The organism is Ensifer meliloti, from assembly GCF_030064585.1.
GTDB classification, from domain to species: domain Bacteria; phylum Pseudomonadota; class Alphaproteobacteria; order Rhizobiales; family Rhizobiaceae; genus Sinorhizobium; species Sinorhizobium meliloti.
The window spans coordinates 2,353,720-2,373,497 of record NZ_CP120365.1; the positions used below are offsets into that span (position 1 = coordinate 2,353,720).

The following is a 19,778-nucleotide window of genomic DNA, read 5'->3' on the forward strand; positions in this document are numbered from 1 at the left end:
AGATATCGCAATGCAGCAATTTCGTCCACCTGTTGGGGGCGCCATCTTGGCAAGGAAAAGGCGAAGTGCAAGCCAAAAATGCCGAAAAAGCAGCCGCACTGCCTTCCGATAAGGCTAAAGTCCTAGATCACGATGTTTTTAGGTCGGGGTCGACCTAAAAACATGAATGTGATCGATTCCTAGAAGTTGAGACGCGGGATGCGGGCGGAAAACCGCAAACACTTTTCCTCATCCCGCTCTAGATTTGGGGCAGAAGCGCGGCGAGCGCATCGACCGGGGACAGCGGCCCTTCAACGGGGAGGCGCAACAGCGGCAGATTTCGCCCGATCTCGAGCTGCAACTCCTCCTCCGGCGGCAGACGCGGATCGAAGGGCGCCCTGACCGGCATGATCGCCCAATCGAGAACACAGGCGGAGACGGTATCGACTTCCGCAATTCCGGATCCGCGGATTTCGATGAGCCCGCGAATGGCGGCAGGGCAGCGCGCGACGATGCGCCCGTTCTCGAGCGTCAGATCGACGCGGTCGTCCGCGACGAGCGCGGCGAAGCGGCCCCGGTGCCTCACTTCCGAAAGACAGGAAAGCGCGAGCGCCGACTTGCCCGAGCCGGAAGGCCCTGTGATCAGCAGCCCGGTCGTGCCGAGAACGATCGCGGTCCCGTGGACATTGACGAAGGGCGCATTCACGGGTGCGGTCCGGCGGGCAGCGAGAGAGCGAAGCGGGCGCCGCTGATGCGGCCGTCCTTGCCGGCGATGTTCTCGGCCCTGAGCGTTCCGCCATGCGCCTCGGCGATCTGGCGCGAGATCGAAAGGCCGAGTCCCGAGTTCTGGCCGAAGTCCTCGCCTTCCGGCCGGTCTGTGTAGAAGCGCTCGAAGATACGGTCGATGTCCTCCGCCTGGATGCCCGGGCCGTTGTCTTCGACATAGACGATGCACCTCGATCGCGACCGGGTCAGCCGGACGACGATGCGGCCGTTCTGCTCGGGGACGAAGGAGCGGGCGTTTTCGATCAGGTTCGTGATGATCTGGCCGATGCGCAGCTCGTAGCCGCTGACGATGAAGCTTGCGCGCGGATTGTCCTTGCGGTCGACGACGAAGTCGAGCAGCACCGGTTTCTTGCTGCCCCGGATCTGGCGTGAGATTTCGACGAGGTCGCCGAGCAGCTTTTCGAGGTCGACCTTCTTCGCGTCGGCGCGGGCAAGCTCCGCATCCAGGCGCGAGGCGTCGGAGATATCGCTGATCAGCCGGTCGAGGCGTCGCACGTCGTGCTGGATGACGTCCATCAGCCGCTTCTTCGATTCCTCGTTGCGCGCGAGCGGCAAGGTTTCGACCGCGCTGCGAAGCGACGTCAGCGGGTTCTTGAGTTCGTGGCTCACATCGGCGGCGAAATTCTCGATCGCCGCGATGCGGTCGTAGAGCGCCGTCGTCATCTCCCGGAGCGCCACGGAAAGATTGCCGATTTCGTCCTGGCGGGATGAGAAGTCCGGGATCTCCTCCCGTTCCTTGGCGCCGCCGCGGCGCACGCGGATGGCCGCGGCCGAAAGCCGCCGCAGCGGGTTGGCGATCGTCGACGAGAGAAGCAGCGAGAGGATGACGTTGACCAGTGCGGCCACGCCGAAAACGCGGATGATCGCCAACCGTTCCGCATGGACGATCTTGTCGATGTCGCCGGCCTGGGTGGAGAGGAGGAGCACGCCGAGGACCGCGCGGAAGCGCTGTACCGGAACGGCCACCGAAACGATCAGCTCGCCCTTCTCGGTCACGCGCACCACGGCGCCGCGCACGCCGGTCAGAGCGTTCATCACCTCCGGATAGATCGAACCGTTGCCGCCCGGCGGCTCCTTGTAGAGCGGCAGGTCGCCCGGCTGCAGCAGCCGGTTGAACCAGGTGCCGAACTCATCGGCGAGGCTCGGACTTTCCGGATCGACCGGCGGCAGGTCGAAACGAAGCACCTGTCCGCCGCTATAGAGGTGGCGCGAATCGAGCAGCAGGTCGGCATCGGCGTCGAAGAGGCGCGCGCGCGTGCGTGTCGGCGAGATCAGTCTTCTCAAGACCGGCGCCACGCGCTCCTGAATGATCGGGAATTCGAGGTCTTCGTCGCTCGGCAGCGGTGTGATGCTTTCACCGGCCTGCAATTCGAGCAGCTTTTCCGGATCGATGGTGATCGAATTGGTGTCCACCGAGGCGGAGGCCGAGATGGCGCCGGCGATGATCTCCCCCTGCGTCAGAAGGCTCTCCACCCGGGCGTCGATCAGACCTTCCCGGAACTGGTTGAGATACATGATCCCGCCGACGAGGACCACGAGCGCCACCAGGTTGAAGAAGACGATGCGCCGCGTGAGGCTCGAGAAGACCGCATTGCCGAACAGGCGCCGGATCAGCGTAAAGGGATGCGCCCATCGCCGCTGCCCGCGCAGCGTCGATGCCCGTCCTTCCGCTTCTTCGATATCGCCCTGCAAGACTTCTACCAAGTCTCCCGCTCCCGCGATTCGACGTTCGCTACTGCCCGCGTCGCCTGTCGCATTCGCCCGTTCCCGCGATGCCCTACGCCAGCCGGCGCTGCTGCGCAAGCGCTACAGCGCCGCGCGTCTTATTAGACGCGCAAAGGTCACTGTAGCACTTTGATCTGCTGCATGTTTTTGCCCTTTAATCGGATGCGATTAAAGGAAACATGCAGTAGAGCGGGATGAGGAAAACTGTGTGCGGTTTTCCGCCCGCATCCCGCTAACTTCTTAGTCGATCACGTTCATGTTTTTAGGTCGACCCGACCTAAAAACATCATGATCCAGCAAGGGGGGCACGGGCGCAACGGCGCTGGCCACGAGTGATCCGCAATCCGCCGGCTCGCTCCCTCAGGCCGTCTCGCGGAAGCGATAGCCGACGCCGTAGAGCGTCTCGATCATGTCGAAGTCGTTGTCGACCATCTTGAACTTCTTGCGAAGCCGCTTGATGTGGCTGTCGATCGTGCGGTCGTCCACATAGACCTGTTCGTCGTAGGCGGCATCCATCAGCGCGTCGCGGCTCTTCACCACGCCGGGTCGCTGCGCCAGTGCGTGCAGGATGAGGAACTCCGTGACGGTCAGGGTGACGGACTCGTTCTTCCAGGTGCAGGTATGCCGCTCCTGGTCCATGACGAGCTGTCCCCGTTCGAGCGAGCGGGAAGGCGTGTCGGCATTCTTCGCCGGTCCGGTGCCCCCGGCCGCGGCCTCCCGGTTGGCCGCGCGACGCAGGATCGCCTTGACGCGCTCCACCAGGAGGCGCTGTGAGAAGGGCTTGGTGATGAAGTCGTCGGCGCCCATCTTCAGACCGAAGAGCTCGTCGATCTCCTCGTCCTTGGACGTCAGAAAGATGACGGGCAGGTCGGACTTCTGTCTCAGCCGCCGCAACAGCTCCATGCCGTCCATGCGGGGCATCTTGATGTCGAAGATAGCGAGCTGCGGCGGACGCGCCAGCAGACCCTCCAGCGCCGATGCGCCGTCCGTATAGGTTTCGACCTTGTAGCCCTCGGCTTCCAGCGCGATGGACACGGACGTCAGGATGTTGCGGTCGTCATCGACAAGCGCGATGGTCTGCATCTTATTCTACTCCGTTTCGAGGCCCGGTTGCCGAGACGCTTCGAGGTACGTTGCAAGAATCGCGGCAACCGCGAGTCACGGCCGCGTTACTTGAGTATAAAGGTGGAACAAATTGTGGCGAAGTGCAAAAGCACCTGATCCGGTTTCCCCGCAATTGGCCTCGCAGGTGGGTTTCCGGAAGCTGCGATTCAACCGATTAAAAAATGCATATTTTTCTTTAAATCGATTAATATACTGAATTCATTGTCCTTTTAGAATTGGCTATCTTGTCTTGGGTCAGCCTTGCCGGTATGTTCCGACGAAATTCAACGCCAATGGCCAAACACGAAGGAAGCTTGACCATGGATGAGCTCGGCAGCCGCAATCCCTCTATCGGACTGGAATCGATCGGATTTTCCGACCTGTCGGTGGTCCGCTACAACTTCGAGGCGGCGCAGCTTTACGAAGAAGCCCTGGCTCGCGGTGAAGCCGAACTGACGGCCCATGGCGCGCTTTGCGCCCGCACCGGCCAGCACACGGGCCGCTCGCCCAAGGACAAGTATGTCGTGCGCGACGCCAACACGGCCGACCAGATCTGGTGGGACAACAACAGCGCGATTTCGCCGGAGCATTTCGAGGTTCTTCGTCGGGACATGCTCGCGCATGCAAAGGGCATGTCGCTCTATGTCCAGGACCTCGTCGGCGGTGCCGACCCGGAGAACGCGCTGCCGACGCGCGTCGTCACCGAGTTCGCCTGGCACTCGCTGTTCATCCGCAATCTGTTGATCCGCCCGGAGCGCGAGGCGCTTCCGTCTTTTCAGCCGAAGCTCACGATCATCGACCTGCCGAGCTTCAAGGCCGATCCCGCACGCCACGGCTGCCGCAGCGAGACGGTCATCGCCTGCGACCTGACCAACGGCCTCGTGCTGATCGGCGGGACGTCCTATGCGGGCGAGATGAAGAAGTCGGTTTTCACCGTTCTCAATTACCTGCTGCCCGAGAAGTCGGTGATGCCGATGCACTGCTCGGCCAATGTCGGGCCCGCCGGCGACACGGCGATCTTCTTCGGCCTCTCGGGCACCGGCAAGACGACGCTCTCCGCCGATCCGAACCGTACCCTGATCGGTGACGACGAGCACGGCTGGAGCGAAAAGGGCGTCTTCAATTTCGAGGGCGGCTGCTATGCCAAGGCGATCCGCCTTTCGGAAGCGGCCGAGCCCGAGATCTTTGCGACGACGCGCCGCTTCGGTACCGTGATGGAGAACGTCGTCCTCGACGAGCGGCGCCTTCCTGACTTCGACGACGGCTCGCTGACGGAGAACACCCGCTGCGCCTATCCGCTGCACTTCATTCCGAACGCCAGCAAGACCGGCACGGCGCCGCAGCCGCGCACGATCATCATGCTGACGGCGGACGCCTTCGGGGTTCTGCCGCCGATCGCCAAGCTGACGCCGGAACAGGCCATGTATCACTTCCTCTCCGGCTACACCGCCAAGGTCGCCGGCACCGAGAAGGGCGTGACGGAGCCGGAGGCGACTTTCTCGACCTGCTTCGGCGCACCCTTCATGCCGCGCCATCCGTCCGAGTACGGCAATCTTCTCAAGGAGCTCATCGCCAGGAACGGCGTCACCTGCTGGCTCGTCAACACCGGCTGGACCGGCGGCGCCTTTGGCACGGGAAGCCGCATGCCGATCAAGGTGACGCGCGCACTTCTTTCGGCAGCGCTCGACGGCTCGCTGAACAACGCCTCGTTCCGCACGGATGCGAATTTCGGCTTCGCGGTGCCGGTGTCGGTACCGGGCGTCGAGGCCGGCATTCTCGACCCGCGCTCGACCTGGGCGGATGGCGTGGCTTATGACACCCAGGCACGGCGCCTCGTCGACATGTTCATCTCCAACTTCGCCAAGTTCGAGCGCCACGTCGACGGCAGCGTGCGCGACGCAGCCCCGGGCGCGAGGGTGGCCGCCGAATAAACCGGTCTCTTGCCATGATTCACGTGAAACCCGGCTGCCTGCGGCCGGGTTTTGCATTTGCGGCTGGTTTTCAGGCATGCGATAGAACGGCCGAGGAAGAACCATGGCAAGCGAACCGCTTTACATCAACGAAAACATCGTGATCGCCGGATGGGAGCTCACGGAGCAATTCGTGCTGGCCGGCGGCCCGGGCGGGCAGAACGTCAACAAGGTCTCGACGGCCGTCCAGCTTTTCTTCGACGTGCAGGCTTCGCCGTCCCTGCCGGAGCGCGTCAAGGCCAATGCCTTGAAGCTCGCCGGACGCCGCGCCTCGAAGGAGGGGGTCCTGATGATCGAAGCCAATCGCTTCCGCAGTCAGGAACGCAACCGCGAGGACGCCCGCGAGCGGCTGAAGGAACTGATCCTGAAGGCGGCGGAACCGCCGCCCCCGCCGCGCAGGAAGACGAAGCCGACGCGCGGTTCGATCGAGCGCCGGCTGAAGGAAAAATCCGGCCGTTCCGAAGTCAAGAAGCTGCGCGGCCGCCCCGCCGGCGACTGAGCGCGCGAAAGTTGTGTTCGCTCCTCTTGTCTTTTTCCCGCAATCGCCCTCTCTTATTGGATAGTCTGCGGAAGAGGAGGCAATCATGGGTTTGTTCAGTTTCATCAAGAACGCGGGAAAGAAGCTCGGGATTGGCGGCGACGACACGCCGCCGGATGCGGCGAGTGTCGAAAAGGAGCTCGCTTCCCATGATCTCGGCACGAAGGACGTCAAGGTCGATGTCGTGGATGACAAGGTCGTACTGAAGGGTGTCGTACGGGACCAGTCCACCTTCGAGAAGGCGGTCGTGGCGGTCGGCAATACGCTCGGCATATCCAAGGTCGAGGCATCCGAGCTCAAGGTCGCCGACGGCGCCGCCGCGCCGGCCGAGGCGAAGGCCCCGGTCTTCTACACAGTGAAGAAGGGGGACAATCTCTGGAAGATCGCCGAGGCGCATTACGGCAAGGGCAAGGGCGCCAAGCACACCGCGATCTTCGAAGCCAACAAGCCCATGCTCACCCATCCCGACAAGATCTATCCGGGGCAGGTGCTGCGCATCCCGGATCTGGATGCCGGCTGAACGAAGGCCGTTTCGGGTCGATCCCGACCCCGGTGAGCGCTATGTACCTGTCATCTCCCGCCGGATCTGCTGACGGGAGGATTCGATCGATACCGCATGACAGGATGCCGCCAATGCTTGTGCTGCCGAAAGGGGTGAGACACATTCCCGGTTTCCTCGACCGTTCGCGCCAGGAGGGACTGGTCGAGGCCGTCCGCGCCGTCGTGGCGGAGGCTCCGCTCTTCGCGCCGGCAATGCCGAAGACCGGCAAACCCATGTCCGTGCGCATGACCAATTGCGGCGCGCTCGGCTGGGTCACCGACCGCGAGCGCGGCTACCGCTACCAGGCCACGCATCCGGTCACCGGCAAGCCGTGGCCGCCGATACCGGGCATGCTGCAGGACATCTGGAATGCCGTGGCCGGAAGCGACAAGTCCCCCGAGGCCTGCCTGGTGAATTTCTACTCGGCAGAGGCACGCATGGGGCTCCACCAGGACCGGGACGAGCGCGATCTCGAGACCGCCGTCGTTTCGATCTCGCTCGGCGACGACTGCCTCTTCCGCGTCGGCGGCCGCACGCGCGGCGGACAGACCGTGTCTTTCAGGCTCGAAAGCGGCGACGTCGTCGTGCTCGGCGGCGAAGGACGCCTCGCCTTTCACGGCGTCGACCGCATCTATCCGAACACGTCGACGCTCCTGAGGAGCGGCGGCCGGCTCAATCTGACGCTGCGACGGGTCAATCCTTGAGGTCGCGGTGTCCGCAAAAGGCCCCTCCCCAACCCCTCGCCACAAGGGGGAGGGGCTCGGCGCTTGCGGCGGCCGTCTGCCGTCCCTGCAATCTTGAAACTGTCGCGGCGGTCATCAGTGGCGACGCGGGCGCGGCGGATTAAGCCCCTCCCACCTGTGGGGAGGGGTTGGGGAGGGGTCTTCCCAAAACACGATCACCTCGCTCAGAGCTTCCTGAGCGCCACCGTCTGCGTCAGGTGGTTGGGACCCTTCTGCAGGATGAGATCGGCGCGCGGCCGCGTCGGCAGGATGTTCTGATGCAGGTTCTTCAGGTTGATATTGTGCCAGAGGCCCTCGGCGATCGCGCGCGCCGCATCCTCGCTGATCGTCGCATAGCGATGGAAGAAGGACTGCGGGTTCTGGAACGCGGTTTCGCGCAGTCGCATGAAGCGGTTCACGTACCAGCTGTGGATCAGGCTCTCCTCGGCATCGATATAGATCGAAAAGTCGAAGAAATCGGAGACCATCGGCACGATCTTGCCGTCGGCCGGCAGATCGCGCGACTGCAGTACGTTTATCCCTTCGAAAATCAGGATGTCCGGCCGGTCGATCACCTGGAACTGGTCGGGGATCACGTCATAGGTCAGGTGCGAATAGGTCGGAGCCTTGACGTTCGGCCGGCCCGCCTTGATCGCCGAGAGGAATCTGAGCAGCGCACCGATATCGTAGCTCGCTGGAAAACCCTTGCGGTCCATCAGGTTTTCCCGCTGGAGAACCGCATTCGGATAAAGAAAGCCGTCGGTGGTGACGAGGTCGACCTTCGGGCTCGAGGGCCAGCGCGCGAGAAGCTCGGCAAGGATGCGCGCGGTCGTCGACTTGCCGACGGCGACCGAGCCGGCGACGCCGATGACGAAGGGCGTCTTCGTCTCGTTCGACATGCTGAGGAAGCGCGTGCGCTGCCTGAAGAGGATCTGCGACGCCTCCACATGGGCCGAGAGGAGCCGTGAGAGCGAGAGATAGATCCGTCGCACCTCGTCGAGATCGACCGGATCGTTGAGCGATCGCAGGCGCTGCACCTCGTCGGCCGTCAGCGTCAGCGGCGTGTCGGCGCGAAAGCGCGACCATTCCTCCGCGGAGAAGACGTGATAGGGCGAATATTCGCCCCCCTGGAGATTGCCCGGAATGTCGGCCGGTTCGATGTCTTTCGCGGCGATGCTCATGGATTCTGCCGGTTCGCCTTTTCCTGCAGGCCGGATTGGCTCGTCCGCCTGGCCAGTTCGCTCATCACATCCTGCAACGGGACGGCGGCGATATTCAATACGACCATAAGATGATAGAGGAGATCGGCACTCTCATCGACCAGATTCTTCCGGTCCTCGCCGATCGCCGCGATGACCGTTTCCACCGCCTCCTCGCCGAGCTTCTTGGCAGCCTTCGTCTGCCCGGCCGCCACCAGCTTGGCGGTCCAGGACTCCTCCGGCGCCGCCCGGGCGCGGGTCGCCACGATCTTCTCCAGGTCGGAAAGGGTGAAGTCGGTCATTGTCGGATCCCTTGGGTCTTATGCGGCATACGCGTTCACCCCTCTGGCCTGCATCGTTACTGTCTCAATCAAGCCGCATGGCGATGCCGTGCTCGGCCATGTGGCGCTTCGCCTCGCCGATGCTGTAGGTGCCGAAGTGGAAAATCGAGGCGGCGAGCACGGCAGTCGCATGGCCATCGCGGATGCCCTCGACCATGTGGTCGAGCGTGCCGACGCCGCCGGAGGCGATGACGGGAGCGCGTACCGCATCGGCGATCGCCCGTGTCAGGCTGATGTCGTAGCCGCTCTTCGTACCGTCGCGGTCCATGGAGGTGAGAAGGATTTCGCCGGCGCCGAGATCGACGACCTTCCGCGCAAATTCGATCGCGTCGATGCCTGTCGGCTGCCGCCCGCCATGGGTGAATATCTCCCAACGGTCCGCCTCACCTTGCGCCGAGACTTTCTTGGCGTCGATCGCGACGACGATGCACTGGTCGCCGAACTTGTCGGCGGCTTCCGCGACGAATTCCGGATTTTTCACCGCCGCCGTGTTGATCGACACCTTGTCGGCGCCGGCAAGCAGGAGCTTGCGGATGTCCGCTACCTGGCGCACGCCGCCGCCGACGGTGAGCGGCATGAAGCATTGCTCCGCGGTGCGGGCGACGACGTCGAAGATCGTTTCGCGATTGTCGGAGGAGGCGGTGATGTCGAGGAAGCAGAGCTCGTCGGCCCCGGCCGCGTCATAGGCGCGTGCCGCCTCCACCGGGTCCCCGGCGTCGATCAGATCGACGAAGTTCACGCCCTTTACGACGCGGCCGTCCTTCACATCGAGACAGGGGATTACACGGGCTTTAAGGGTCATAACTTCCCCTTTCTTGCTTCGCGGATCAGATCCAGGGCTTCCTTCGGATCGATCCGCCCGTCATAAAGCGCCCGGCCGGAAATCGCGCCTTCGAGCTTTTGCGCATCCGGTTCGGTCATGCGGCGGATGTCGTCCATCGAGGCGAGGCCGCCCGAGGCGATGACCGGGATCGAAACCGCGTCCGCGAGTTCGAGCGTCGAGGCCCAGTTGATGCCGGTCAGGATGCCGTCACGGTCGATGTCCGTATAGATGATCGCCGCGACGCCCGCGCCCTCGAACTTCCTGGCGAGTTCGACCACGCCGAGCTCGGAGGCTTCCGCCCAGCCCTCGACGGCGACCTTGCCGCCCTTCGCATCGATGCCGACGGCGACCCGTCCCGGGAACTTGCGGCAGGCTTCGATCACCAGGGCCGGATCGCGCACCGCGACGGTGCCGAGGATCACGCGCTTCAGCCCGCGCGAAAGCCAGTTCTCGATATGCTCCAGCGTGCGGATGCCGCCGCCGAGCTGCACGGGGTTCTTCGTCGCCTTGAGGATGGCGTCGACCGCCGCGCCGTTGACGGTCTCCCCGGCAAAGGCGCCGTTCAGGTCGACCACGTGCAGCCATTCGAAACCCTGCTCCTCGAAGGCGCGCGCCTGGGCGGCCGGGTCGGGATTATAGACCGTCGCCTGCTCCATGTCGCCGAGCTTCAGGCGCACGCATTGCCCGTCCTTGAGGTCGATCGCGGGAAAGAGAATCATTTGTTCGTCCGATCAGAAATGTCGCGGCAGCCTCAGGGCTTCCAGCGCAGGAAATTGGAAATGAGGGCAAGGCCGAGCGCCTGGCTCTTTTCCGGATGGAACTGCGAGCCCGCCTTGTTGTCGCGTGCGACGAAGGCCGTCACCGGGCCGCCATAGCCCGCCTCGGCCACCACGTCTTCGGCACGCTCCGCCGCGAGGTGGTAGGAATGGACGAAATAGGCGTGCAGACCGTTCTCGCCGGTCGGAATGCCGTCCAAGAGCGGGTGCGGGCGCTTGAGATCAAGCGTGTTCCAGCCGATCTGGGGGATCTTGAGCGAGGGGTCCTCGGGCGTCATCTCGACGACATCGCCGGCGATCCAGCCGAAACCTTTCGTCACCGTCTTTTCGAGTCCGCGGGACGACATAAGCTGCATGCCGACGCAGATGCCGAAGAAGGGGCGGCCGGTTTTCTCGACCGCCTCCGTCAGCGCTTCCTCCATGCCCTCCACGACGGCGAGGCCGCGGCGGCAATCGGCATAGGCGCCGACGCCCGGCAGCACGATGCGATCGGCCGTGGCCACCCGTTCCGGCCTGTCGGTGAGATCGATTTCGGCCGCGATGCCCGCCTCGCGGGCGGCGCGCTCGAAGGCCTTCGTAGCCGAGCGCAGATTGCCCGACCCGTAGTCAATGATGGCGACCCGCATCAGCGCTCTCCATAGGATTCAAAGAAGCCGAGCCCGGCAGCAGCGCCCGGCCGTCCCGTGGCGGACCGGTCGGCCGGCATGGGAGCCGCATGTCCCTCACGGGCGGACGGCTCGGCATTCGAGTAATAGATTTCTTCGGCCGTCTCGAGATCGCGTGCCGGAACGACCGAACGAAACGTCCAGTCGCGTGCGGAGAGCTTGCGGGCGACGAGAAGCGGTCCTTCGAGCGACACGATGAGACCGAGCGCCAGATGGATGAGCAGCGCTGCGCTGAAGCCGCCGGGCATCGTTGCCGCAAGAAGCAACAGGAACTGCAGAACGGAAACGAAGATTCCGATGAGCCACGCGCGTTTGACGATGAGCCACGGACCGGGGAAGAAGAAGGCGGCCCAGGAGAATCCGTCGGCGATGAACCGCGCCCTTTCGTCATCGGCCGGTGCGCCGGGCGGGGTCATGATCAGGTAGGAGGCCATGGTCTTTAAACCAGATACTGGCCGGCTCAGGCGAGCGTCCCCTTGGTCGAGGGGACGCGTCCCGCCTGGCGCGGATCGATTTCGGTTGCCGTGCGGAGCACGCGGGCGACGGACTTGAAGCAGGTCTCGGCGACATGATGGTTGTTGGCGCCGTAGATGTTCTGCACATGCAGCGTGATGCCGGCATGCTGGGCGAGCGCCTGGAAGAATTCGCGCACGAGTTCGGTGTCGAAGGTGCCGATCTTCGGCGACGTGAAGGTCACGTTCCAGACGAGGAAGGGCCGGCCGGAGACGTCGACGGCGGCGCGCGTCATCGTCTCGTCCATGGCGAGGTCGATGGAGGCATAGCGGGTGATGCCGCGGCGATCGCCGAGCGCCTTGGCCAGCGCCTGGCCGATGGCGATGCCCGTGTCCTCGACCGTGTGGTGATCATCGACATGGAGGTCGCCCTCCGCCTTGATCTCCATGTCGATCAGCGAATGGCGCGAGAGCTGGTCCAGCATATGGTCGAAGAAGCCGACGCCGGTCGCGATCTTCGATACGCCCGTTCCGTCGACATTGACCGAGACGGATATGGCGGTTTCATTCGTCTTTCGCGAAACTTGGCCGGTGCGGCTCGGCGTCACGTCTGCCATCAGGCTCTCCTGTCTGCACTCTCCGATGACTTTGGGCCAGCCGGGCTATCGGAGCAACATCGTTTTCGGGCGTTGCGGAGAGGGGCGAAATACCGCCTTCGCTCTCCGCATTCCGTCACAGAGCCGCTCCTTATCAGGGGAGGCATGAAATATCCAGAACTGCGACGGAGATTCGGCCCGCCGCGGCGACGTGAAAACGAAAGGCGCCCGGACGGGGGTTCGCACATTTGCAATCGCGCGGCTGCGACTTACATAGGCCTCAAGCAACCAGGCTCATTCGAGCCGCATCCCCCCGGCTTCCCGGGCCCAAAGGTACTTTCATGAGCGAACATAATCCTTACGGAACGATGCATGCGACCACCATCATCACGGTGCGCAAGGGCGGCAAAGTGGTTATGGCGGGCGATGGCCAGGTGAGCCTCGGCCAGACGGTTATGAAGGGCAATGCCCGCAAGGTCCGCCGCCTGTCGAAGGGCGACGTGATTGCAGGCTTCGCCGGCGCGACGGCGGACGCCTTCACGCTTCTGGAACGGCTGGAGGCGAAGCTCGAGCAATATCCCGACCAGCTGATGCGGGCGGCCGTAGAGCTCGCCAAGGACTGGCGTACCAACAAGTATCTGCGCAATCTCGAGGCGATGATGCTGGTTGCCGACCGGACGGTGACGCTGGCGATCACCGGCAACGGCGACGTTCTCGAGCCCGAGCACGGGACGATCGCCATCGGGTCGGGCGGCAACTATGCTTTTGCCGCGGCACGGGCGCTCATGGACAGCGACAAGTCGGCCGAGGAGATCGCCCGCCGCGCGCTGGAAATCGCCGGCGACATCTGCGTCTACACCAACCACAACGTCGTCGTGGAGACGCTGGATGCGGAATGAGCCGGCAGAGGTCAGCTTCGAGCCGGTGGCCGAGGGCCACCTGCCGATGCTCCTCGCCTGGCTTTCCGAGCCGCATGTCCGGCAGTGGTGGGGCGATCCCGATGTGGAACTCGGGCTGATACGGGACGGTCGTGCGAAGGGTGAGGTCGACGGTTTCGTCTTTCGTGTGAAGGGGGAGCCGGCCGGCTATATCCAGTCCTGGGTCCCGTCGGAATATGACGAGGAGCCCTGGGCCAAGGACCTGTCGGGCGACACGCCCGGCGTCGACATCTTCATCGGCCCGCCCGAAATGACAGGCAAAGGCGTCGCCGCCATGGCGCTCAGAGCCTTTGCCGCAAGACTGTTCGAAAGCGGCGCCGCGCGCATCGTCATCGACCCCGACGCCGGCAACCGCCGCGCCGTCCGAGCCTATGCGAAGGCCGGTTTCGTACCTTTTGGCGAATGGATAGACGAGTCCGGTCGAACCCTCCTGATGGAGCTCAAGCGGACGGAATTTGAGAGGAATCGATGAGCAACTTTTCACCCAGGGAAATCGTGTCGGAGCTCGACCGCTACATCATCGGACAGAAGGACGCGAAGCGCGCGGTTGCCATCGCGCTGCGCAACCGCTGGCGCCGCCAGCAGCTCGACGACGAGCTGCGCGACGAGGTCATGCCCAAGAATATCCTGATGATCGGTCCGACCGGCGTCGGCAAGACGGAGATTTCCCGTCGTCTCGCCAAGCTCGCCGGCGCGCCCTTCGTCAAGGTGGAGGCAACGAAATTCACGGAGGTCGGCTATGTGGGCCGCGACGTGGAGCAGATCGTGCGCGATCTCGTGGAGGTCGGCATCAGCCTCGTGCGGGAGAAAAGGCGCGCCGAAGTGAAGGCGAAGGCTCATCAGAACGCCGAGGAGCGCGTTCTCGACGCGCTGGTCGGCACCACCGCCTCGCCGGCAACCCGCGATTCCTTCCGCAAGAAGCTGCGCGCCAACGAACTCGACGACAAGGAGATCGAGGTCGATGTCGCCGAAACCGGTTCGCCCGGCGGCGCCTTCGAGATCCCGGGAATGCCGGGCGCCAACATCGGCGTCCTCAACCTCTCGGAAATGTTCGGCAAGGCACTCGGCGGCAGGACCAAGAAGGTCAAGACGACGGTCAAGGACTCCTATGCGCTCCTGGTCAACGACGAGTCCGACAAGCTGCTCGACAACGAGCAGATCCAGCGAGAGGCGGTGGCGGCGGCGGAAAACGACGGCATCGTCTTCCTCGACGAGATCGACAAGATCGCCACCCGCGAGGGCGGCATCGGTGCCGGCGTGTCGCGCGAAGGCGTGCAACGCGACCTCCTGCCGCTGGTCGAAGGCACGACGGTGGCGACGAAATACGGGCCGGTGAAGACCGATCACATCCTCTTCATCGCCTCCGGCGCGTTCCACGTCGCCAAACCGTCGGATCTTTTGCCGGAGCTGCAGGGGCGCCTGCCGATCCGCGTCGAGCTTCGGGCCCTCACCAAGGAGGATTTCCGCCGCATCCTGACCGAGACGGAGGCGAGCCTCATCCGCCAGTACAAGGCGCTGCTCGAGACCGAGGGTGTTGCCCTCGACTTCACCGAGGACGCGATCGATGCGCTGGCGGAGGTCGCGGTCCAGCTCAACGCCAATGTCGAGAACATCGGCGCGCGTCGCCTGCAGACCGTGATGGAGCGGGTGCTCGACGACGTCTCCTTCAACGCGCCCGATCGGGGCGGCCAGGGCGTCACGATCGATGCCGAGTACGTTCGCCGGCATGTCGGCGATCTCGCGGCCAATACCGACCTGTCGCGCTATATCCTCTGACGCGATCCTCTGACCCGGCACGGCGCCGGGAGCAGCCGATCACCGAATTGTGGGGCGCCTGTCACTCGACAGGCGCCGTCATTTTTTCTAGACCGATCAGAGCCGTTAAGAATTAAGGCATCATTCCGACATGATCTTGCCTTAGGGGCGCCGCCGAACGGCCGGGATCCGCCGGTTCTTGGAAGAGTTCTACAGGAAAACAGATCGTGCGCCTTACCGCCTGCATGCTCGTGATCTTCACATTTTGCCTCGCTGCCGGGCCTTCGGCTGCGAGCGGGATACTCATCGTCCCGCAGGGCAATCGCCACGTCGAGCAGCCGGGCGTTCCCGGCGCCTCGGTGCGCCGCACCAAGGCCGGCCGCACATCCTTCGACGCGAAATACGAGAAGGTGCGCGAGCTTCTCGCCACCGACCGCAGCCTCGTCGGCAAGATCAAGTCGGTCGCGGGCGCCTACGGCATCGCGCCCATCCACATGGTCGGGGCGATCGTCGGCGAACACACCTACAATGTCGACGCCTATGACCGGCTGCAATCCTATTACGTCAAGGCGGCCGCCTATGCGGGCGACAGCTTCCAGTTCGGCCATGAGGGCGAGTCCATCGCCGAATTCGTCGAGCGGCCCGAATTTGCCGAATGCGCCGGCAAGAAAGGCTCCTACGCGCTCTGGAGCTGCCGCGAGCGGGTCTGGGACAGCCAGTTCCGCGGCCATACGGTGGCCGGCAAATCCTTCCCGAACAACCGCTTCAGTGCCGTCTTCTTCCAGCCGTTCTTCGCCGGGCAGACCTTCGGTCTCGGCCAGATCAATCCGCTGACCGCATTGATGCTGACGGATATGGTCTCGCGCGTCTCCGGCTATGAGCGCCTCGATGAAAGCAATGCCGCCGGCGTCTATGAGGCGATCATGGACCCGGACGTGTCGCTTGCCTATATGGCCGCCTCCATCCGGCATTCGATCGATGCCTATCGCACGATCGCCGGCATGGATATCTCCGGCAATCCGGGCCTGACGGCAACGCTCTATAATGTCGGCAATCCGGATGCGCGTGCGGCCGCGCTTGCCGCGAAGAACCAGGGGGGCGAGGTCCACTGGCCGGAGGAGAACTATTACGGCTGGCTCGTCAACGACAAACTGGCAGAGCTCGAAAGCCTGTTGTGATCCTTTATCGCCCGGAATCATCGCGGTTCACGTGAAGCATTTCTTGATTGCGCCGTAAAAAACTGGAACGGTACGCAGACAAGAGCATTCCACATTCCGGACGGAAAACCGCTGCACACTTTTCCTGGAAGTGCTCTAGGAAGGCATTCACATGGATACGCGACCGGAGCCGTTCGAGCCGCCCGCGCCCGTGCCGCGCACCGGCATTCCCTCGCGGCTCGAGATCATCCGCACGGTTCTGCGAAACCCGCTCGAGCTCTGGGGCGAGCCTTCATACACGCTTCCCTGGATCGAGACGAAGTTCATCAATCAGCGGACGCTTATCGTCAACGATCCCGGCCTCATCCGCTACATCCTCGTCGAGAACGCCGCCAACTACGAAATGTCGAACGTCCGTCGGCTGATCCTGCGCCCGATCCTGCGCGACGGCCTCCTGACGGCGGAAGGCGAGGTCTGGAAACGGTCGCGCAAGGCGATGGCGCCGGTTTTCACGCCAAGGCACGCACAAGGCTTTGCCGGCCAGATGCTTCGCGTTTGCGAGGCCTTCGTCGACCGCTACGCGGGCGCTTCATCGGAGCCCTTCGTCACCAATGTCGCCGTGGACATGACGGAACTCACCTTCGAGATCCTGGCCGAGACGCTCTTTTCCGGCGAAATTGCCGTCGAAAAGCAGGGCTTCGCCGCCAATGTCGAGGAATTGCTGCATCGAATGGGGCGCGTCGATCCGATGGACCTCCTGGTTGCGCCGAGTTGGGTCCCGCGGCTGACCCGCATCGGCGGCCGGAAGGTGCTCGACCGTTTCCGCGGCGTCGTTTCCGAGACGATGTCTCTGCGCCGGCGACGGATGACGGAAGCGCCCGGCGACGTCCCGAACGACTTCCTGACCCTGCTTCTGCAGCTGGAAGGTCCGGATGGACTTTCGACCTCCGAGATCGAGGACAATATTCTCACCTTCATCGGCGCCGGCCACGAGACGACCGCACGGGCGCTCGCCTGGTGCTTCTATTGCATCGCCAATACGCCCGCCTATCGCGAGACGATGGAGCAGGAGATCGATTCGGTTCTTGCAAGCGGCGCCGATCCGGTCGACTGGCTCGGGCGCATGCCGCATGTGCTTGCCGCCTTCGAGGAGGCGTTGAGGCTCTATCCGCCGGCGCCATCCATCAACCGCGCCGCGATCGAGGAGGATGCGTGGACATCCCCGGAAGGCGAGCGCGTGCCGATCCGCAAGGGAATATCGGTGCTGGTCATGCCCTGGACGCTCCACCGGCACGCGCTCTACTGGCAGAAACCCCGCGCCTTCATGCCGGAGCGCTTCCTTCCGGAAAACCGGGACAAGATAAACCGCTTCCAGTACCTGCCCTTCGGCGCCGGCCCGCGCGTCTGCATCGGCGCGACCTTCGCGCTGCAGGAGGCGGTGATCGCGCTTGCCGTGCTCATGCACCGCTTCCGCTTCGACCTGACGGACGAGACGCATCCCTGGCCTGTGCAAAGGCTGACGACGCAGCCGAGGGGCGGCTTGCCGATGAAGGTGTCGGCAAGGGTCAAGTAGGTCTCCGGTTGGCGGGATACGCCCGCCATCAGACACGGAAACGTCGCTGTCGCGCGATGGTTTTTTCTAAAAATATGTCCTATCACCGGACAGACCCTTCCGGACCCCTCACCATTGGACTGAGCAGAAATTGACCCCGCATCTTCTCCTCGGCATCGACACCGGCGGCACCTATACCGACGCCGTCCTCTTCAGCGAAGCGACCGGCGTCGTCGCCAAGGCCAAGGCGCTGACGACCCGTCACGATCTGGCCGAGGGCGTTTCAGGCGCGGTGGAGGCGGTGCTCGCGAAGGCGAGGGTACCGGTTTCGGCGATCAGCCTCGTGTCGCTCTCGACGACGCTTGCCACCAATGCGCTGGTCGAAGGCCAGGGCGGCCGTGCTGGCCTGATCATGATCGGTTTCGGTCCGGAAGACCTGAAGCGCGACGGCCTTCAGGAAGCGCTCGGGTCCGATCCCGTTCTTTTCCTTCCTGGCGGCCACAACGTCCATGGCGGCGAGACGCCGCTCGACATGAGTGCTCTCGACGAGGCGCTTCCGGGTCTCAGCTCCCAGGTGTCGTCCTTCGCGATCGCCGGTTATTTCGCCGTGCGCAACCCGGACCACGAGAAGCGCGTGCGCGATCGCATCCGCGAGGTCTCGCACCTGCCGGTCACCTGCAGCCATGAGCTTTCCTCCAAGCTCGGCGGCCCGCGCCGGGCGCTGACGACGCTTCTGAATGCGCGCCTCGTCTCGATGATCGACCGGCTGATCGGTTCCTGCGAGGATTTCCTCAAGGTCCGCGGCATCGATGTGCCGATGATGGTGGTGCGCGGCGACGGTGCGCTGATCTCGGCCGCCGAAGCGCGGCTGCGCCCGATCGAGACGATCCTCTCCGGACCGGCCGCGAGCCTCGTCGGCGCTCGCTATCTGACCGGCTTGGACAACGCGATCGTCTCCGATATCGGCGGCACGACGACCGACGTAGCCGTACTCGAAAAAGGCCGCCCGCGGCTCGATGCCGAGGGCGCGGTCGTCGGAGGCTTTCGTACCATGGTCGAGGCGGTCGCCATGCGCACCTACGGCCTCGGCGGCGACTCCGAGGTGAAGATCAACGATCGCGGTCTCAAGGCCAGGCTCGATCTGGGGCCGCGCCGCTTTCTGCCCTTGAGCCTCGCCGCGGCGCTGCATGGCGACGCGGTCCTGTCGGTGCTCGAAAAGCAGTTGCGGGCGCCCCATCCCGGCCGTCACGATGGCCGCCTGGCGGTCCGCACCGGCTTGCCCGACCATCTGGCGAGCGGGCTTCAGCCGCAGGAGCAGGCACTCTACGGCCGCATCGGCATGGCGCCGGTGGCGCTTGCGGACCTTCTCGTCAGCACGCCGCAGAAGGCGACGCTCGACCGGCTCGTGGCGCGCGGGCTGGTGCATATCTGCGGGCTCACCCCCTCGGACGCGATGCATGTTCTCGGTCGGCAGGCGCAGTGGAACGGCGAGGCCGCACGCCTGGGCCTCGAGATCGCCGCCCGCACCAAGGACGGCTCGGGACAGCCTATCGCCGCCTCCGTCGAGGCTCTCGCGCAGATGATCGTCGACCGGCTGACGCGGCAATCCTCGGAAGCCATCCTGCAGGCCTGTCTCAGCGAGGACAGCGCCGCCATCGACCCCGCCGCCTCGCTTGCCGTCGACCGGGCGCTGAAACGGGAACCGGGCATCGTGCGCTTTTCGATCAGCCTCGACCGGCCGCTTGTCGGCCTCGGCGCCTCGGCGCCGGTCTATTACCCCGCCATCGCCGAAATGCTTTCCACCGAGGCCGCGATCCCCGCGGAGGCAGATGTGGCAAACGCCGTCGGCGCGGTTGTCGGTCAGGTGCGGGCAACAGTCACAGTCTTCGTGACGACGCCGGAAGAAGGCATTTTCATCGTCAACGGTGCGGGCGCGAGCGAGCGCTTCGTCGATCAGCAGGAGGCCTTCGGCGTCGCCCGCCGGCGCGCCGAAACGATGGCGCTGGAGAGCGCCCGCGCCAATGGTGCAGAAGAACCGGCCGCGGTGCTTCGGGAAGAGATCGACGCGCCGGAAGTCGAAGGCAGCCGCAAGCTGATCGAGGCACGCTTCATCGCCTCGGCAAGCGGCCGGCCCCGTATAGCGCATCACGCGCTTTGAT

The 19,778-nt window shown here is 64.2% G+C and carries 20 protein-coding genes; 10 read left to right on the forward strand and 10 right to left on the reverse strand.

The features are described 5' to 3' along the window. Positions 1-238 precede the first annotated feature (238 nt). The 3 genes from PZL22_RS18235 to chvI form a co-directional block, all read right to left on the reverse strand. Complete coding sequence (locus PZL22_RS18235) at positions 239-685, reverse strand: HPr kinase/phosphorylase (RefSeq protein ID WP_003532002.1); 447 nt, start codon at positions 683-685, stop codon at positions 239-241. After that, positions 682-2,415, reverse strand: coding sequence for a two-component system sensor histidine kinase ChvG (chvG, locus tag PZL22_RS18240; RefSeq protein WP_215624660.1), 1,734 nt, complete (start codon positions 2,413-2,415; stop codon positions 682-684). The genes PZL22_RS18235 and chvG overlap by 4 nt, the downstream gene beginning before the upstream one ends. A 435-nt stretch (positions 2,416-2,850) precedes the next feature. Next, positions 2,851-3,573 (reverse strand): two-component system response regulator ChvI, encoded by a 723-nt coding sequence (gene chvI / locus PZL22_RS18245; RefSeq protein ID WP_003531999.1) that lies wholly within the window; start codon positions 3,571-3,573, stop codon positions 2,851-2,853. 341 nt (positions 3,574-3,914) lie between these two features. Here chvI and PZL22_RS18250 point away from each other — a divergent pair, with 341 nt between their 5' ends. The 4 genes from PZL22_RS18250 (at position 3,915) to PZL22_RS18265 (ending at position 7,347) form a co-directional block, all read left to right on the forward strand. Further along, positions 3,915-5,525: a phosphoenolpyruvate carboxykinase gene (locus tag PZL22_RS18250; RefSeq protein WP_003531997.1), complete on the forward strand. Its 1,611-nt coding sequence runs from the start codon at positions 3,915-3,917 to the stop codon at positions 5,523-5,525. Positions 5,526-5,628: 103 nt separating this feature from the next. Next, a complete protein-coding gene (gene arfB / locus PZL22_RS18255; RefSeq protein WP_003531995.1) occupies positions 5,629-6,063 on the forward strand; it encodes an alternative ribosome rescue aminoacyl-tRNA hydrolase ArfB in 435 nt (144 codons plus the stop codon). An 85-nt stretch (positions 6,064-6,148) separates the two neighbouring features. After that, positions 6,149-6,622 carry a peptidoglycan-binding protein LysM gene (gene lysM, locus PZL22_RS18260; protein WP_003531994.1) on the forward strand — a complete coding sequence of 158 codons (474 nt, stop codon included), beginning with the start codon at positions 6,149-6,151 and terminating at the stop codon, positions 6,620-6,622. Between the two features lie 113 nt (positions 6,623-6,735). Beyond that, positions 6,736-7,347 (forward strand): alpha-ketoglutarate-dependent dioxygenase AlkB, encoded by a 612-nt coding sequence (locus PZL22_RS18265; protein ID WP_003531993.1) that lies wholly within the window; start codon positions 6,736-6,738, stop codon positions 7,345-7,347. 203 nt (positions 7,348-7,550) lie between these two features. On the opposite strand, the gene coaA is transcribed toward PZL22_RS18265, so the two are convergent. From coaA to hisB, 7 genes are all read right to left on the reverse strand, one after another. Continuing rightward, the gene (gene coaA, locus PZL22_RS18270) at positions 7,551-8,546 is read right to left on the reverse strand and encodes a type I pantothenate kinase (protein WP_003531992.1); all 996 of its coding nucleotides are present in this window, start codon (positions 8,544-8,546) and stop codon (positions 7,551-7,553) included. Continuing rightward, on the reverse strand, positions 8,543-8,866 hold the full coding sequence (locus tag PZL22_RS18275; RefSeq protein WP_003531991.1) for a phosphoribosyl-ATP diphosphatase: 324 nt from the start codon (positions 8,864-8,866) through the stop codon (positions 8,543-8,545). The genes coaA and PZL22_RS18275 overlap by 4 nt, the downstream gene beginning before the upstream one ends. A gap of 64 nt (positions 8,867-8,930) precedes the next feature. Continuing rightward, positions 8,931-9,707, reverse strand: coding sequence for an imidazole glycerol phosphate synthase subunit HisF (gene hisF, locus PZL22_RS18280; RefSeq protein ID WP_003531990.1), 777 nt, complete (start codon positions 9,705-9,707; stop codon positions 8,931-8,933). Further along, positions 9,704-10,447, reverse strand: coding sequence for a 1-(5-phosphoribosyl)-5-[(5-phosphoribosylamino)methylideneamino]imidazole-4-carboxamide isomerase (gene hisA, locus PZL22_RS18285; RefSeq protein ID WP_003531989.1), 744 nt, complete (start codon positions 10,445-10,447; stop codon positions 9,704-9,706). Before hisA ends, hisF begins: the two co-directional genes overlap by 4 nt. 32 nt (positions 10,448-10,479) lie before the next feature. Continuing rightward, positions 10,480-11,130, reverse strand: a complete 651-nt coding sequence (gene hisH, locus PZL22_RS18290) for an imidazole glycerol phosphate synthase subunit HisH (protein ID WP_003531988.1) — start codon at positions 11,128-11,130, stop codon at positions 10,480-10,482. Further along, positions 11,130-11,603 (reverse strand): DUF2628 domain-containing protein, encoded by a 474-nt coding sequence (locus PZL22_RS18295; RefSeq protein WP_003531987.1) that lies wholly within the window; start codon positions 11,601-11,603, stop codon positions 11,130-11,132. Before PZL22_RS18295 ends, hisH begins: the two co-directional genes overlap by 1 nt. Positions 11,604-11,629: 26 nt before the next feature. After that, on the reverse strand, positions 11,630-12,238 hold the full coding sequence (gene hisB / locus PZL22_RS18300; protein WP_003531981.1) for an imidazoleglycerol-phosphate dehydratase HisB: 609 nt from the start codon (positions 12,236-12,238) through the stop codon (positions 11,630-11,632). A 320-nt stretch (positions 12,239-12,558) separates the two neighbouring features. Here hisB and hslV point away from each other — a divergent pair, with 320 nt between their 5' ends. The 6 genes from hslV to PZL22_RS18330 all read left to right on the forward strand — a co-directional run bounded on the left by hslV (position 12,559) and on the right by PZL22_RS18330 (position 19,777). Beyond that, entirely contained in the window at positions 12,559-13,116 is a 558-nt protein-coding gene (hslV, locus tag PZL22_RS18305) for an ATP-dependent protease subunit HslV (protein WP_003531980.1), read from the forward strand. Then, a complete protein-coding gene (locus PZL22_RS18310) occupies positions 13,106-13,627 on the forward strand; it encodes a GNAT family N-acetyltransferase (protein ID WP_003531979.1) in 522 nt (173 codons plus the stop codon). The genes hslV and PZL22_RS18310 overlap by 11 nt, the downstream gene beginning before the upstream one ends. Continuing rightward, positions 13,624-14,931, forward strand: a complete 1,308-nt coding sequence (gene hslU / locus PZL22_RS18315; protein ID WP_003531978.1) for an ATP-dependent protease ATPase subunit HslU — start codon at positions 13,624-13,626, stop codon at positions 14,929-14,931. Before PZL22_RS18310 ends, hslU begins: the two co-directional genes overlap by 4 nt. Positions 14,932-15,137: 206 nt before the next feature. Next, positions 15,138-16,088 carry a DUF1402 family protein gene (locus PZL22_RS18320; RefSeq protein ID WP_003531977.1) on the forward strand — a complete coding sequence of 317 codons (951 nt, stop codon included), beginning with the start codon at positions 15,138-15,140 and terminating at the stop codon, positions 16,086-16,088. 151 nt (positions 16,089-16,239) lie between these two features. Continuing rightward, complete coding sequence (locus PZL22_RS18325) at positions 16,240-17,640, forward strand: cytochrome P450 (RefSeq protein WP_003531976.1); 1,401 nt, start codon at positions 16,240-16,242, stop codon at positions 17,638-17,640. Positions 17,641-17,770: 130 nt separating this feature from the next. Continuing rightward, positions 17,771-19,777: a hydantoinase/oxoprolinase N-terminal domain-containing protein gene (locus tag PZL22_RS18330; RefSeq protein WP_003531975.1), complete on the forward strand. Its 2,007-nt coding sequence runs from the start codon at positions 17,771-17,773 to the stop codon at positions 19,775-19,777. The last annotated feature ends 1 nt before the right edge of the window (position 19,778 follow it).